General features: G+C 33.1%; 17 protein-coding genes. 9 read left to right on the top strand and 8 right to left on the bottom strand.

The annotated features are described in order from the left end of the window. Positions 1–27: 27 nt before the first annotated feature. Positions 28–702, bottom strand: coding sequence for a hypothetical protein (locus tag AB674_RS06175; protein ID WP_053004209.1), 675 nt, complete (start codon positions 700–702; stop codon positions 28–30). Positions 703–885: 183 nt separating this feature from the next. Between AB674_RS06175 and AB674_RS06170 the strand changes: the two genes are divergently transcribed. Beyond that, a complete protein-coding gene (locus tag AB674_RS06170) occupies positions 886–1,743 on the top strand; it encodes an AraC family transcriptional regulator (RefSeq protein ID WP_047774830.1) in 858 nt (285 codons plus the stop codon). 81 nt (positions 1,744–1,824) lie between these two features. After that, positions 1,825–2,436, top strand: coding sequence for a class I SAM-dependent methyltransferase (locus AB674_RS06165; protein WP_047774829.1), 612 nt, complete (start codon positions 1,825–1,827; stop codon positions 2,434–2,436). A gap of 314 nt (positions 2,437–2,750) precedes the next feature. Here the strand turns inward: AB674_RS06165 and AB674_RS06160 are convergent, their stop codons facing one another. Next, complete coding sequence (locus AB674_RS06160; RefSeq protein ID WP_047774827.1) at positions 2,751–3,026, bottom strand: hypothetical protein; 276 nt, start codon at positions 3,024–3,026, stop codon at positions 2,751–2,753. 186 nt (positions 3,027–3,212) lie between these two features. Here AB674_RS06160 and AB674_RS06155 point away from each other — a divergent pair, with 186 nt between their 5' ends. The 5 genes from AB674_RS06155 (at position 3,213) to AB674_RS06135 (ending at position 6,605) form a co-directional block, all read left to right on the top strand. Further along, the gene (locus AB674_RS06155; RefSeq protein ID WP_047774825.1) at positions 3,213–3,608 is read left to right on the top strand and encodes a helix-turn-helix domain-containing protein; all 396 of its coding nucleotides are present in this window, start codon (positions 3,213–3,215) and stop codon (positions 3,606–3,608) included. Positions 3,609–4,269: 661 nt separating this feature from the next. Further along, positions 4,270–5,265, top strand: a complete 996-nt coding sequence (locus AB674_RS06150; RefSeq protein WP_053004208.1) for an SDH family Clp fold serine proteinase — start codon at positions 4,270–4,272, stop codon at positions 5,263–5,265. Positions 5,266–5,268: 3 nt separating this feature from the next. Continuing rightward, positions 5,269–5,481 (top strand): hypothetical protein, encoded by a 213-nt coding sequence (locus tag AB674_RS06145; RefSeq protein WP_047774824.1) that lies wholly within the window; start codon positions 5,269–5,271, stop codon positions 5,479–5,481. A 48-nt stretch (positions 5,482–5,529) separates the two neighbouring features. After that, positions 5,530–6,339, top strand: a complete 810-nt coding sequence (locus tag AB674_RS06140) for a hypothetical protein (RefSeq protein WP_047774822.1) — start codon at positions 5,530–5,532, stop codon at positions 6,337–6,339. 5 nt (positions 6,340–6,344) lie between these two features. After that, positions 6,345–6,605 (top strand): hypothetical protein, encoded by a 261-nt coding sequence (locus AB674_RS06135; RefSeq protein ID WP_047774821.1) that lies wholly within the window; start codon positions 6,345–6,347, stop codon positions 6,603–6,605. Positions 6,606–6,781: 176 nt separating this feature from the next. Here the strand turns inward: AB674_RS06135 and AB674_RS06130 are convergent, their stop codons facing one another. Next, the gene (locus AB674_RS06130; protein WP_047774819.1) at positions 6,782–7,978 is read right to left on the bottom strand and encodes an aminopeptidase C; all 1,197 of its coding nucleotides are present in this window, start codon (positions 7,976–7,978) and stop codon (positions 6,782–6,784) included. A 246-nt stretch (positions 7,979–8,224) separates the two neighbouring features. On the opposite strand from AB674_RS06130, the gene AB674_RS06125 reads away from it, so the two are divergent. Both AB674_RS06125 and AB674_RS06120 read left to right on the top strand, forming a co-directional pair. Continuing rightward, positions 8,225–9,022 (top strand): helix-turn-helix domain-containing protein, encoded by a 798-nt coding sequence (locus AB674_RS06125; RefSeq protein ID WP_047774818.1) that lies wholly within the window; start codon positions 8,225–8,227, stop codon positions 9,020–9,022. Between the two features lie 79 nt (positions 9,023–9,101). After that, the gene (locus tag AB674_RS06120) at positions 9,102–9,962 is read left to right on the top strand and encodes a CPBP family intramembrane glutamic endopeptidase (protein WP_047774816.1); all 861 of its coding nucleotides are present in this window, start codon (positions 9,102–9,104) and stop codon (positions 9,960–9,962) included. 177 nt (positions 9,963–10,139) lie between these two features. Here the strand turns inward: AB674_RS06120 and AB674_RS22760 are convergent, their stop codons facing one another. The 5 genes from AB674_RS22760 to AB674_RS06100 form a co-directional block, all read right to left on the bottom strand. Then, positions 10,140–10,277, bottom strand: coding sequence for a hypothetical protein (locus AB674_RS22760; protein WP_165579349.1), 138 nt, complete (start codon positions 10,275–10,277; stop codon positions 10,140–10,142). A gap of 700 nt (positions 10,278–10,977) precedes the next feature. Beyond that, the gene (locus AB674_RS06115) at positions 10,978–12,159 is read right to left on the bottom strand and encodes a BamA/TamA family outer membrane protein (protein WP_047774979.1); all 1,182 of its coding nucleotides are present in this window, start codon (positions 12,157–12,159) and stop codon (positions 10,978–10,980) included. 68 nt (positions 12,160–12,227) lie between these two features. Continuing rightward, entirely contained in the window at positions 12,228–13,208 is a 981-nt protein-coding gene (locus AB674_RS06110) for a transporter (protein WP_047774815.1), read from the bottom strand. A gap of 56 nt (positions 13,209–13,264) precedes the next feature. After that, a complete protein-coding gene (locus AB674_RS06105; protein ID WP_047774813.1) occupies positions 13,265–14,446 on the bottom strand; it encodes a helix-turn-helix domain-containing protein in 1,182 nt (393 codons plus the stop codon). 131 nt (positions 14,447–14,577) lie between these two features. Continuing rightward, entirely contained in the window at positions 14,578–15,156 is a 579-nt protein-coding gene (locus tag AB674_RS06100; RefSeq protein WP_047774812.1) for a DUF4136 domain-containing protein, read from the bottom strand. Positions 15,157–15,223 lie beyond the last annotated feature (67 nt).

The raw sequence follows: 15,223 nt of genomic DNA, 5'->3' as shown, positions 1-15,223 counted from the left end.
ACAACAAGATTGAAAAGAATTTACATTTTACTTACTGCCATTTTTACTTTTAAACAACTGCATCATTTCTTCCGATTTTTCCATTTCATTAATACCTTTCAATGCTTGCGCATATCTGAAATAATAAGACGCTTCTAAGTTGGTACTCATCTCAAACAATTGAGCATAATGTTTCGCAGCATTAATCATATCATTTTCAAAATAAGATCGGTCTGCTACTTTTTTGAGCATTTCAATTGATTTGTATCCACGGTCTAAGACTTTTTCGTACGTGTTGACCACATTTATAGTGATATACTTTTCTTTTTTCGCAGGAGGAAGAACATTTACTTTAACCGGTTTTACAGCAACTTTCAAAGTATCAACAATGGTTTTTGTCTCTATTGTAGTTCCTAACGTCTTTTCTTTTGGTTTTGCATATTGCGGGATCACCTTTCGGGTATTGTTTGGTCCTAAATCATAGGTATTAACCATATCCAGCTTAGAAACTTCATAAGTAGTGGTTCGGTTTCCAAATGCCATATTGATGGTTTCTTCAACGCGATAAGATTCTACAACAAGATCGGTATTGGGTATCTTGTCAGATTTCGATTTTGCATTTTTCATTTTCACGTTAGCAAGAACAATATCGTTGTTCTGTCCAAAACAGTTTAAAGAAAAAATACATGCAATCGCTGTAAAAATAAGTAGATATTTTTTCATACAAACTAAAATTAAGAGCATTACCAGTATTCTAAAACTCATCTAAGGTACTCAATTCTTACATATTACTCCTAATTTGCCCCGTAAACAACCGCAAAAAACGTTGAAGTACATCTATTTATATAAAAGTCATTCTCTATTTTCGCAACGCTGTTTTGTACATTTGTATCACATCAAACTAAAATGGAAAAGATCCCGGTTCGAAATCTTACTACACCTCCTGAAAAAACAAATTTTTCCCTAAATTTCAGCATCCGTACTGTTCAGGATTTGCTTTTGGGAGAAAACTTCATTCAGGAATTACATCGACATGATTTCTACCATATTTTGGTTTTGCAAGAAGGAGCCGGTTTTCATGAAATTGATTTCAAAGGCTACGAAATAAAAGACAATACTGTTTTCTTCTTGCGTCCGGGGCAGGCACATCGGTTGGAGTTAAATGCCAAAAGCACCGGTTTTATGATTCAGTTTACTACTGGTTTTTATTCTTCCGATGATAAAACAAGCCAGACTTCTTTAACTAAAATAAGCCAGCAGAATTACTATGAACTTAAAGAGGCTACTTTTCAAAAAGTACTTTTCGTTTTGACTTATATTTTTCAGGAATACCATGACAAACACGAAAATTATATTGAAATCATAAAAGCCAATCTCCGTATTTTCTTTTTGGAACTTATGCGGGAACAAAATAATAATCCAACCGACAATACTAACTTATACGCACAGGAACGTCTGGATGAATTCAGAACACTTTTAGAAACTCATATTCGCACGCACAAACCCATTGCTGCTTATGCCGAAATGCTGCATCTTACTCCCTATCAGCTAAACAATATCACCAAAACGTTAGTAAACAAAAAGGCTTCTGAACTTATCACCGAAGCGATCATTCTGGAGTCTAAAAGATATCTTTTGGCAACCTCCAATCAGGTAAATCAAATTGCAGATTATATGGGCTATGAAGATGTCTCTTATTTTATTAGATTCTTCAGGAAACATACCGGATTTTCTCCCGAGACATTTCGTAAAAACTTCAAATAAGTCATAGTAAACTGCATTTTTGTCCTAACTAAAGAAACGTTCTCAGGTTAATTTTGAAACACTAATTTAAACCGAATCAAAATGAATCAAAAATGGAATGATAGATACAAGAACACTGAATTTGCTTACGGAACAGCACCTAATCTGTTTTTTAAAGAATGGCTGCCTAAATTCAAACCCGGATCTATATTGATGCCTGCCGATGGCGAAGGTCGTAACGGCGTTTTTGCAGCACAACTGAACTGGACTGTCACTTCGTTTGATTTAAGCACTGAAGGGCAGTTAAAAGCATTAAAACTGGCCAAAGATCATAAGGTAAACTTAGAATATATTGTTGGCGACCTAGAAGAACTCGAATTCGAAAAAGAATCTTTCGATGCGATCGGATTGATTTACGCACATTTCTCTGCAGAAACCAAATCAAAACTCCACAAAAAACTAAATGAATATCTAAAACCCGGAGGCATTATAATTTTTGAAGCCTTCAGTAAAAGTCATTTGCATTTTAAAAAAGCAAACCCAAAAGTTGGCGGACCGGATGCAATTGCTGATTTGTTTTCGAAGGAAGAAATACAGGCTGATTTTGAGAGTTATGAAATCTTGCATTTAGAGGAAGAAGAAATTATTCTCAATGAGGGGCAATTTCATATTGGGAAAGGTGCTGTAATACGATTTGTTGGGAGGAAAGTTTAGTTTGCTCGCTTTTTTGTTCTTTCAAGACCCGAGCGAAAGCGAATAGACGAAGTAAATCACACTGGAAATTCACATACAGTTTGCGGAATATTGGATCCGATTTCTCGTGTCTCGAAAGAACAACGGCAGACAATAAAACTAGTATAACAACAGAATACACTCTGTTTATCCTTTCGACGAAGGAGAAATCACACAAGCTGAGCACACACTGTATGGAGTATTGGATGCGATTTCTCGTACCTCGAACTGACAAAAAAAATGCGGTAAAAGGAGATTTTTCCCGCATCGAAAATAACTAGATTCAGTTCAAAAACCTAACCTCTAATCTCAGCACAGGCTTTTTCTATTTCACCATCTGAAAATGGCTCAAGAGCTTTTACCAACATTTTGCTGGTTTTAATACAGCTCATCATTTTGGTTCGTAAATCGAAATTGTCTCCCATTTTGGTCTCGAGGATGTACTCGAAAATTTCAGTTAAATATTCGGGCTGTCTTCTAAATTCTCCCTCGAAACAAATATCTGAAAGAAATTTAGATAATGACCTCATCACATTATTCTGATCTAGTGTGGTTTTGTTTACTATTTGCATGGCGTTTAAAATTTAATTTTTTGGTTTTTAAATATTATTTGTCAGAAAAATTGTATTTTTGTTTCTGGGTTGCAATTAAGCAATTAATTGCCATTATATTGAAACACATTAAATTGTATCTCACAAGCAGAAGTTTGTATTCTACTTTAGCACAATTTTTTAAGGAATTTTAAATATCTTTGAGCTATGAGCACAGCAACAAAACCAAAACATATCGGCAGAAACATTAGCCGAATCAGAGAGCTTAGAGGAATGAAACAAGAAGCACTTGCCATTTCTATTGGCGTAAGTCAACAAGCTGTTTCTAATATTGAAGGAAGCGAAACTGTTGATGAGGAAAGACTGAATACAATTGCGGAAGCTTTAGGTGTTTCCGCGGAAGCAATTAAAAATTTTTCTGATGAAGTTGTGTTAAACAATATTCAAAATAATTATGAAGGAGCCGTTATTAATGATGGACCAACGGTAAATCACAACTGTTCTTTCAATCCTCTTGATAAAGTTGTAGAACTTTATGAGCGTTTGGTTCAGGCTGAAAAAGACAAGGTTGAGTATTTGGAGAAGTTTTTGGAAGGGAAGTAATTCTTCTTAAAATATATCATTTATATAAAAAGAGGTCTCGTCAGAGATCTCTTTTTTATTTAAGCTAAAAATATGTTCTAAAACTTACAACTTTTTCTTTTAACTCTGAAAAGATATGTTCTTGATTTAAATTTTATCCTTAATTTCCTAAAATTACATTCTAAAAAAAAAAATCTATTTTTAAAACCAAAAAATATTTAGAATATATATGTTCTTAATGAGGAAAATTCATTCCATCAAAAAGGGCTTTCAATCGAAAGAAGATAAATTCACAATAATTATATATTAATAAATTGTTGTTTTTTATAATTTGACTACAAAGGGGATAAAAAAACAGTCAGAACAATTAATTGTAAGAATAATAATCGAGTATTAATACCTGTTAACAATTGATGAATAACCTTTAAATTTAAAATTATTGAAAGCTATAAACCTTTTGCAAATTAATCTAGAAAAAAATAATCATTTTAAAAAATGTATTTAACCGCTACTTTTACTTGCTTTTGTCTAAAAACTAAAACATTGTGAATACTATTATAATAAAATATCCAACAAATAACATTTTGATTATGCATAATAACATCGTTTTATAAGATTTAATTATTATTTTGAAACATAGTATATTTTTCTATATTTGATCAAAACCAGAGAGTTATATGATATGAATGAAATAAACGAAGCTTTAGGAAAATTAATTGAAAAGAATGATGCCGATTATTATCTTCTAAGCGCCACTATTGATGACTCTACTGCGGATCAATTCGTTAACATGCTTCGTGATAATATTGATAAACGAAAAAATTGCGTCCTGATTTTAACAACTTATGGTGGAGATCCTGATGCAGGATACAGGATTGTTAGAGCAATACATCGGAGCTACGATAATGTTATATTTAATGTATTTGGTAGTTGTAAAAGTACTGGTACACTTATGGCCCTAGGTGCTGACGAAATTGTCATGAGTGATTTTAGCGAATTTGGCCCACTTGACATACAGCTAATGAGAGATGATGAACTTTCAAATACATCTGGTCTAAATATCGTACAAAGTCTAATGTCGTTAAATGAGCAATTATTTAGGTCATTTGAAGAAAATTTTTTAGGATTAAAGCGCAAAAGTAAAAATAGTATTACTACTAGAACCGCTGCCGAGATTTGTTCAAAATTGTCAGTTGGATTGATTTCTCCAATTAGTGCTCAAATTGATCCTGTGAAATTAGGTGAAATACAAAGAGCTATTAAAATTGCTGAAAAATATGGAACAAGATTGTTACGAGGTCACAATCGAGATATTATAAGCAAACTTATTGTTGGATATCCTTCACATGGTTTTGTAATTGATTATGATGAAGCAAAAGATTTATTCTGTAATGTTCGATGGTTAGATGATGATGAAAAAATTATCGAAACGTTATTATTTCACGTTATTAGAAATGAAGCTAATCCAGATGTAATATTACAGCTATTTGTTGAACTAGAAGATCAAATTACAGATAAAAATGAACCTACACTCGAAAACGAAAATGATAACAAAGAAGAATCTATAAACGATAAAATAAATTCACAAAATAATAACGTAACAAAAAAAGATGGCCCTGTAAGAAAAAGCAGAAAAAATAACCTTACCTTTAATAAAGAAACCACTCTAAAAAAATAAAAAATGGAATTCTTAAATCAAAAACCCAATGTTACAATCTTTGCAGATTCTAATAATAACAATACCGATTTAATGAAGGAATTATTTGAATCACAATCCATTGGATTGGCAAAGATATATGAAGAGATAAATAAGAATATTTCAATAAATCGAATTATTGAAGAAAATGAAAAATGCAAAAGAAAACATTTTATTCAAAAAAAATACAGGAAATAACTTTTGAAAAGGATAATTAATTTAGAATATAAGAAACTAAAAAATCATATGAGCAATAGCACACTTCAAGAATTAAATGAAGAAATTAATGAAATAAGTGATGAAATTAGAAAAAGTTTATTATCCGCAATCCAGCATTTTAATTGTTGGCTAAATGAAACAAATGTCTCTCTAAAAACTTTTGACATAAAAAATATCATAATTGAGCCTTATAAAAATGAAGACTGGATTATGAAAGTTAATAACAATAACAGAGGTGAAAAAATAGTGTCATTTAATCCATATATTTTAAAAAGCTGTGATTACAATTTCTTTGAAATTGTAATATTGCATGAATTTTTTCATTTAGTAGTACAGGGTGTCCCAAACAAGGATGATGCAACTAAAGTAAAAGATTATTTTGGATCAGATTTTATGAGCCTAATAGATATTGAAGCTGATTTCTATGTTGCATTATATCTAAAAGAGAAAAAAGAGTTTGATATTAAAACATATTGGAGTACTTATTTTGATGGATCGAAAGTATTTATTGACAAATGGGTAAGGAATAAAAAATTCGAACGATTTATAGGATCTGTATTAACAATTAATAAACTCTTTTTATCGGAAGATAATTCTTTTGATTTATATTTGCCCTCAATATCACCAGTAATTACCGAAAATCATATGAAAGTCTTGGTAATTAAGGAAAAACATATTTCTTTTGAAGAAATTAACATAAGCTATGAAGATTTTAAAGATATAAAAAATCTTTATAAAAAACCTAGTCATTTAACCTTTGAAGGATATTATAGTGTCTTAAAAAATTTTTGCATTCAAGCATTAAATGTTCAAGATTTATCCTTCACAAAAAATTAGTAAATATGAATGAATTATTAGAAAAAAACAGAATCATTGATAAATGGTTAGAGAATAATGAATTCTATAACATTAAAAAATCAAGTGATAATTCTTTTATTAGGGCTGATGCATATAATAATAGAATGCTAATTGTTATTAAACCAGGAGATGAGAAGGAAATAGACACTAAAGAGATTATAGAATTTGCATCGAAGAATAAAAGGCAAATTTGGATAGCAAATGTAGAAACAAAAGAAGAAAACATCGAATGGGAAATTCTTTAACATCTAAATAATAAATCCTGCTAGTTGGCAGGATTTTTTTACATTTACAATCCTCTAAATAGATACTAAATAATAATTTAAATATTCTGTTATTTATATTTTTTATTTTCGTAAACAAAAAAAGCGCCGCAATTTTCATTGCAGCGCTTTTCTATTTTCTTTAAAACCTAAGGTAATTAAACCCCTAACTTCTTAGCGATATCAGCAGGAATTCCTCCTTTGTTTACCATTAAGGCAGTCGTTTTGTATTTCACGAAGTTTTTAGTTACAAACAAGAAACCTTTGTAGTCGTTTGTTTCTCCCCATGAGTTTTTTACGATATAGTATTCTCTTCCGGTTTGATCTTTTGCAAGACCAATAATGTGCATTCCGTGATCATCTGTAGTCGTGTAGTTATCAAACGCAGTCTGACGCATTTCAGGAGTAATTTCCGGTTCCGGTTTTGGTCCGTTGAACATGTCTGCTTTTTCTTCAGCGGTCATATCATCGAATTTTTTTGTTGGAACATAAGCTACTCCATTTTTCCAGCTAAAGCTTTTCTCGCTTACGTCAGTTGCCCATGCTACAGTATATCCTTTTTTCAAAGCATTGTCGATAACGTCTGTCATATCGTTTACTTTTACATTGTAAACCTGATCAAAAGACCAGTTATCCGGTACAGCCATCATTGTTTTTTGGTAGTATGGAGCTGTTGTAAAAGAGGACATTTCGATATAATCATCAGGATTGATTCCTACTACTTCTTTAGCAAAAGATTGTGGCGTGTAATTTTTTCCTTTGTAAGTAAAATTATCCGGCACTTTTCCTAAATAAGAATCGATAACGGCAGCGTACGCTTTTTGCCAGTTTGGAGTTAATTCTCCATTTGGATTTTTTACAACCGCAGCTAAAACTCCTTCGATAAGAGAAGACATTTCAGCAAATTTATTTTTATCTGTTCCGTAGTTTAATCCTGTGTAAACTTCTCTCGGAACTGTTCCGTATTTTTTGTACATGTTAATTACATCGTGTAATGCACCACCGTCACCTAAAGTAACAGCACCATGCATACGAACGTAATTGACTCCTTTTTCAACATAAACATTTCTTGCAGAGAAAATCTGAGACAATTCTACCGGTTGCTTTCCTAAACGAATCATTTCTGATTCTAAAAAAGAGTTTGTAGAATAACTCCAGCACGTTCCCGAAGAACCTTGTGTTTTTACTGAAGTGGTTCCTAAATTAATTTGTTCTGTGAATTTAAAGTTTTCTTTACTTTTATCACTCGCGTTTAGTTTTAATGAATTTACTAAAACGTCCTGTGCAAAACAGCTGGTTGCCCCAACAAAAAAGACCGAAGCCGCAAGTACTGATTTGAATGAAAATGTATTCATAATGTATGTTTAAGGTATTTACAAATTAGTCTTCAATGTTTCTAATTTGTTACAAAACAATTAAATTTTCTGTAATTTTTTAGCATTCTCCGGTTAATATTTTCACAATCTTTTTATTAAGCGGTAAAAGATTACAAATACATTAAAAAAACAACTCTTCCTTTTACAATCACAACTATTTGATCACTTGTTTTTTCTAAATAAATAGTACTTTGCTTTGCGAAATTGCAGCTAATAAAACGCGAAATGTTCGAACTGGAAAAAGAGAAATACTTGGGCAATACTAAAAACGTTTTTAACAATTCGCAGGGAATTGCAGTTATAGAAACGGAGTATCAGAAAAAGGTTTTTGAAGGATGGCATTCGCATAATAATGCACATCTGACCCTTTTCTTGAAAGGCGGGACATCAGAAAAGCGTAAAAATTCGAGTACTGTTGTAGGCCCAGGCTCTTTGTTGTTCTATCATAGTGATGAATTACATCTGAATCACAACACTCTTTTTCCCTCAAAAAACATCAACCTCGAAATTGACGAAAATCTGCTAAAAGAACTCCAAATAAGCGAAGCCTTAATTGAAAAATCAATTCAGCATACCACGCTTGCCAAATTTCTGATCCTGAAGATTTTTAGAGAATGTATGATTGCCGATACTTTTTCGGGGGACGCGATTACGATGTTGTTTGCACAATTGTCCAATACTCATACTCATTTGGAGAAATTTGAAAAGAGTCCGTTTTGGGTGAAGAGCTTAAACGAACTACTAAACGATTGTTGGAACGAGAATCCTAATTTACATGATTTGTCGACGGTTTTAAACGTAAATCCGATTACGATTTCAAAACATTTTCCCAGATATTTTGGTTGTACGTTGAGTGAATACTTGCGACGAATGAAGATAAACCGTTCGCTTTCCCTCATCAAATCAAATGAAAGTAACCTTACTGAAATTGGTTTTCAATGCGGGTTTGCCGATCAGAGTCATTTCATCCGAACCTTCAAAAGTCAAACGGGATTTTTACCCAAGCAATTTCAAAAATTATAAAAGAGGCAAATTTCATTCTATTTTTTGGTTTTGGGGCAACTTACTTTTGTCTCCACTTAATACTTAAACCAAATTAAAAATGGAAACCCTAACCACAAAACAAAAAATATTTAATTTCCCAATTACAAAAATTGTTCTTGCCTTAATTGCATGTCTTCTTGTTGTCAATATTGGACAGCAAATTGCCGGAAAGTTGTTGATTTCTCTTGACAAAGATTACAGGAACCTTATTAAAGGCCTTATTGTTTCTGCTCTTGCGATAACGACTTATGTTCTTTTCTTTAGCCAATATGAAAAAAGAAAAATAACCGAGTTATCGACCAACAATCTGGCAAAGAATTTACTCCTCGGAACTTTAATTGGGGTTCTCCTGCAATCCCTGACCATCCTGGTTATTTATGTAAATGGTGGTTTTAGTATTATTTCTGTAAATCCTGTTTCTTTTATTATCATTCCGCTTACAATAGCCTTTACTGTTGCAATTTTGGAGGAGATTTTAATTCGTGGCATTATTTTTAGAATTTTGGAAGAGAAACTGGGAAGTTATATTGCATTACTTCTTTCAGCCGTTCTTTTTGGTGCTTTGCATTTGCCAAATGAAAACAGCACTTTTCTTTCTGCATTATGTATTGCTGTTGAAGCTGGTTTGTTACTTGGTGCTGCTTTTATGTACAGCCGAAATTTATGGTTTCCGATCGCGATACACTTTGCATGGAATTTTATGCAATCGGGTATTTTTGGCGCGGTTACTTCCGGAAATAAAAAAACCAATAGTTTACTGGTTTCTAAAATTCAAGGTTCCGAATGGACTACCGGAGGTGAATTTGGTCCAGAAGGCACTATTCAGGCCATGCTCTTTTGTGTTATTGCCTCTTTAATATTATTGTATTTATCTCGAAAAGAGAACAAAATAATTATACCTTATTGGAAAAAACACTAATTCGGGCTTCTTTATAAAACAAAACCCCCGACACGGAAATCTGTGTCAGGGATTTTGCAATCATTTAACAACCTCTTATTTAATCCTCTTTTTTTAACTTTTATCTCTTTATCAACAAAATCAGGAATTATTCTATTTTTCACTATTTCTATGAAACATACTCAACACTTTACAAGACTATGCAATGGCTTTTTCACAACCTTCAATAAATGAATTCAATTGACTCCAAGAAACGTATTCTTCTAGTAAGGCAAGAAGTTTTGTAAAACCCAACACCTCTACAGTAGGCTCTGCATTTTTACAAAAGCCTGTCAAATACAGCTGATTTTTACGCATAACTGGCCGTTACCGGATGATTTACATTTACTGTGTGTTTTTGCAAAATTTGACATAATTTTATTCCTTTTAAATCTTATTTCAAATGTAAGAAAAAACACTGTTTTTAGTTTGCTCGAAAATATATCCTTTTGCTACGAAAATATATTGGTCAGCTAAACAAGTCCATTCTGTTCGAAGCAAACTATACTATTGATACTTGTTAGACAAAATATTACACCTCTGGTCCATCTCTGCAATTCTTAATAAACACATTTAATTTGTCTAAATCTCTTAGTCTGTGGCTCAAATGAATAGCCACTAATTTCACGAATGGGCGCGAATTATTTTTGCCACTGATTAAAAAGATTGAAAGGATTTAATCTGTAGGGATCTGGTTAATTCTATTTGACACTTTTTAAGTTACGGGTAAAGAGTGGTTTTTATTTGTTGTTTTTGAATTATTTTGATCTTTTTTTTCACGCAGATCCAGCAGATTTTAGCTATAGAACTGATAAAAAAATCCTCTAAAATCCGCTGGATCTGCGTGCCATTTTATTTTAACATTTCCTGTATGAATGACATTCATGAAATTCGTGGCAGAATAATCTAAAAGCAAGAACTACAAAAAATCTTTATATCAACAACTCAAAAAATAGTTAGATAAAAATTAAACCGTTTTTTTATCGTTAAAAAGGAATTACCTCATCCAATTACTTCCAAAGACAATGTAATAAGCCCAATCTTCAGGGCCTTTTGCTACATCAACGCCCATTCTGAGTTTGAATTTTCGGGCAAGTAAATATCGGAATCCGGTTCCGTAATTGTAGACCACCGGTTTATCAAAGGCTTTGTCCCAATCGTTAAAGGCACTGGCTACACCTGCGTAACCCATAAGACTCCATCTTCGGTATAAATCCCATCGCAGTTCGACTTCAGAAACCAAACTGGTTTTTCCCTGATACCTTCCCATTGGGACACCACGCAAATTGATTCCGGGTAAAAGGTAGAATGGCGGACTTCCAAATGCTTGTTCGCCTTCGATGCGTAAGCCTCCGATTAACTTTTTTGTTATAGGATGATATCCAATCGCGGAAAGATTCACACGCCAGGCATCGTAATCGCTTCCGAGTATATCATCAGACCAGAAAAAATCCGATTGCAGTCTAATTCCTTTATCAGGTGTAAAAATATTATCACGGCCATCAAACTGAATGGCACCACCAAACTGACTCACCGTACTTTTAAAATCCTTTGGCTTTAAAAAAGAAGGAAGATTGTCACCCGGTAATTTTATTTTAGAGTCCAACAAAAGATATTGCGGACCGGCACTCCATTTTGGATTTCTGAATTGTTTTAAAACCTGCGTATAAAAAACAAAAGATTTAAAATTAAACTTAAATTCCAAATCTTTTCCGGTTGGTAAATTTTCATAAAAAGACATATTAATATCACCATAACCCGCCATCACTTTGTAGGTCATTCGGGCCTTTATAAAACTGCCCGAACGAAAAGCACCAGCCATCCAGCTTTTGTTTCCGGTATACATTCCGATACCTCCTGTAATATCAGGATTTACGATTCTTTTCTTTCCATTTTCATCAATAACGGGGGCATGTTTTTTTAGAAAGACAGGAACAATGGCTCCTCCAATTCCACCCAAAGCCGGTTCGGTTATTATTGTTGGGACTACAATAAAACCATGTGCATAAATAATATAATCGCTTAAATCTATTGCTCCGTCTATAGAATCTCGCACACTAATATGCTGTTTTTGTCCCGTCATTGTGGTAACTGAAAACAGAAGAAAAACGGTCGCAAGAAAAATTTTCTGAAAGAGTTTTACGTTTTTAATAGAAAAATCTGAAACTGTATTTTTCATATAGGTAAAATTTATCATATTCATTAAAAACAGAAACACAGACTCCAAAAGGTTAAGAATACTTTGTGCTATCCTTTTTTGGTACCGGTGCTAAAAATATGAGCCAGTGTCAGGAAAAAAGTATTTCCCTGAAATCTGTTTACAGCGCCAATTTCTCCCAACCAACGCAAACCAATTGTAGATTTAGAGCTTAAGTGCAAAAAATTTACCTCTGCTCCTAAAGCAGCAACACGATCCTTGTCACCTTCCCAAACAAGCCCTCCTATTGGCAATGGAATTTTATCTGAGGTAACTTTATATTGTAAATAGTAAATTAATCCCGCATTAATAATTGATTTTGGAGCTGTTTTTTCGGCATTAAACACATAAAATGTTTTTCCTAAACCGCCTTCAAAGCTTAAGATGTCTCCTGTTTTAATATCAGTGTCTTTCTTTTTTCCATTAATTTCATAGGACGCTAATGTGGAGAAATGAAACGTTTTTTTATCATTAAAAAACAGCGTTGTTCCGGCAGAAAATTCATTCATGAACATTCCCAGTCCACTATTGTCTGTGGCTCCGGCTTCGTATTTTCCTGTTGGCAGGTACATTTGATAGCTAAAAACAAAATCGGCTCTTTTTTGATGCCATCCTAGTTGTAACGGCACGATATAAGTGTCTGTAAATGCCAAAGATCCGTCGACATTTACATTGTTTCCTTCAATTTTATTGGAGGCAAAGGCAAACAAAGCCGAAGCTCCGTAAGTAGCGCCTAAAATTTTAAAATCACTGACCCAAGATACCCCAACGCCGGTAATAAACATATCTAAATTGGGGTTGGCAACGGAAATATTTCCATCACTGTTTCGCAGCGATGATGCGCTGTAAAAATAGCCCGGAACATATACTGCCAATGTATTCTCTGGACTTTGAGTTCCGGATTGCAAGCCCATTCCTCCAAGGATATGACCTCCTTTAAGCTGTGCATTACCCAAAAAGGAAACGAGCAGAAGTAATAAAGTACTGATAGATTTAATTATTTGTTTATGCTGATAGAATTTTGCTTTCATAATAATGTGTTTAAAATTAATATAGCGTAACAATTCTTCTAGCCTGTTTTTTACTTTTAAGATTGTTTCAGATAAAAGACATTTGTTTTATCTGAATCTTCTCTGATTGCTTTGAAATATTCGGAAGGCGATTTTCCGGTATGTTTAATAAAAGCCCTAAAACAGGTTGTTCGGGATTTGAATCCGGAACCCCAGGCCATCCCTTCGAGGGATAAATCTTTCCATTCCGGGTCGTTGATTTTGTCTTTAAAAAACTCTATTCTTTTCAGGTTTACATAATCCTGAAAATGAAGATTAAATTCCGAGTTTATTAAATTGGAGAGTTGATGTACGGATATCCCTGTTTCTTCGGCGAGATCCCGAATTACAAAATCTTTTTTGAGGAAGAGTTTTTTTGCAGAAAAAATAGTATCCAGTTTTAGCAGGTCCTCCTTCCTTCTGTCTGTAGTTAATTCTTTAATTAAAGGCGATGTGTCTTTGACTTCGTTTGCTTCAATTGGTACCGATTTATTCTCTTCAAAATGATACGTTTCATTGGTATCTGCAAAAAGATGGGGTTTAAAATAAAGTCCTCCGACGGTGAAAAAAAGCACTGACGAAATCAAAATATAACAAGCGGTGTCTATGTTTTTAATCCCGTCTTTTAGAAAAAAATGCACAAAAAGTGTAGAAAACAAAAACAAGATGACCAGATTATAGACTCTTAACCATTGTATGATTTTTATTTTTTTAGCTTCTTTTCCTTCCAATTTTTCCAAATCACAGTTTAAGATCATCATGGTCTGCCAAAAGGCATACACCAACCAAAAGGTGAGACTTAATGTGGTGAACGGATTTTTTATTCGGGAAGAAACATATGCAATAATTGGAATATTTGCATCGGCAGCAATCCATACTATAAAAGTTAAACCAAAGTATAGGACAAAGGGCAAAAAGTGAAGCCAATCGTATTTTTTAAACATTTTAGTCGAGAACAATACATTTCTGACATATAAAAAAGAGCAGGGTGCTACTAAAAAGATAAATGCTTTTGTGATACCGAATAAATCAGGGACATTTTTAAAGGCACTTACTGATAAGTAAAAATTATAGACACTTACGGTCGCCAGACTAAACATAAATAGTCCCAGAAAAAAACTTTTAGTATAATTTTTCCGCGAAAAAAGTACCCTAAAAGAAGTGGCAAAACCAACAATTGTCGCTATAAAAAAGAAAAGTGAAAGTAGTATATCCATCATAATATATTAAGCTTAAATTAATTAATATATTCCTTTGTTAACAATTTCAGAGGTGGAGTCTGTTATCATCTTATAAAGCCATACTTACCACGCTTATGGTAAGTACAGCTTTACTATAACATTTTTGTAAGTTATTTTTTTGCTAAACCGGGAGGGAAACCTTCCAGTATTTTTTTGATCGAAGCAGCAATAAATTCTTCAGGATTATCCGGTCTGCTGTCGATTTGAGAATTACCGATTCCCTGCCAAACCAATTTTTGAGTTTTTGTAGATACAATATCAATTACAAGGGAACCGTCAACATAATCATAAGTGTTGAAAGTTGTAGTAGCGCCGCCCATCATTGCACCACCACCCCAATATCCGTAAGGGCGATACATACCGCCATAACCGTAAAAATTAGAATCGGCTGTAACGGATTGTTTATTTTTTAAGATAGAAACCGCATTTACTTTTAAATCGGGATTGCTGCTGGTTTCTGAGAAACCTTTGGCAATCATTTCTGCACGAATCGCTTTTGTAACACGATCAACATTGAGTTGGCTGACCTGTCCTTCCTGAGCTTTTAAATCATAGACTGCAAACGTTTTAAATTCACTAAAATTAGCAGCATGATCATAATCTGTAGTAACTTTTACAGTCGGGGAGCAACTGTACAATAAAACCAATAGCAATACTGGAATTAAACGAAGATTTGTTCTAATATTCATCTTGTGGTATTTAAATTAATTATTAATTTAATCTGAGTTGAAATCTTAAAATCTTAATCGAATTTGG

The organism is Flavobacterium sp. ABG, assembly GCF_001027725.1.
Lineage (GTDB): Bacteria > Bacteroidota > Bacteroidia > Flavobacteriales > Flavobacteriaceae > Flavobacterium > Flavobacterium cupriresistens.
This window is presented reverse-complemented; position numbering and strand designations above follow the sequence as displayed.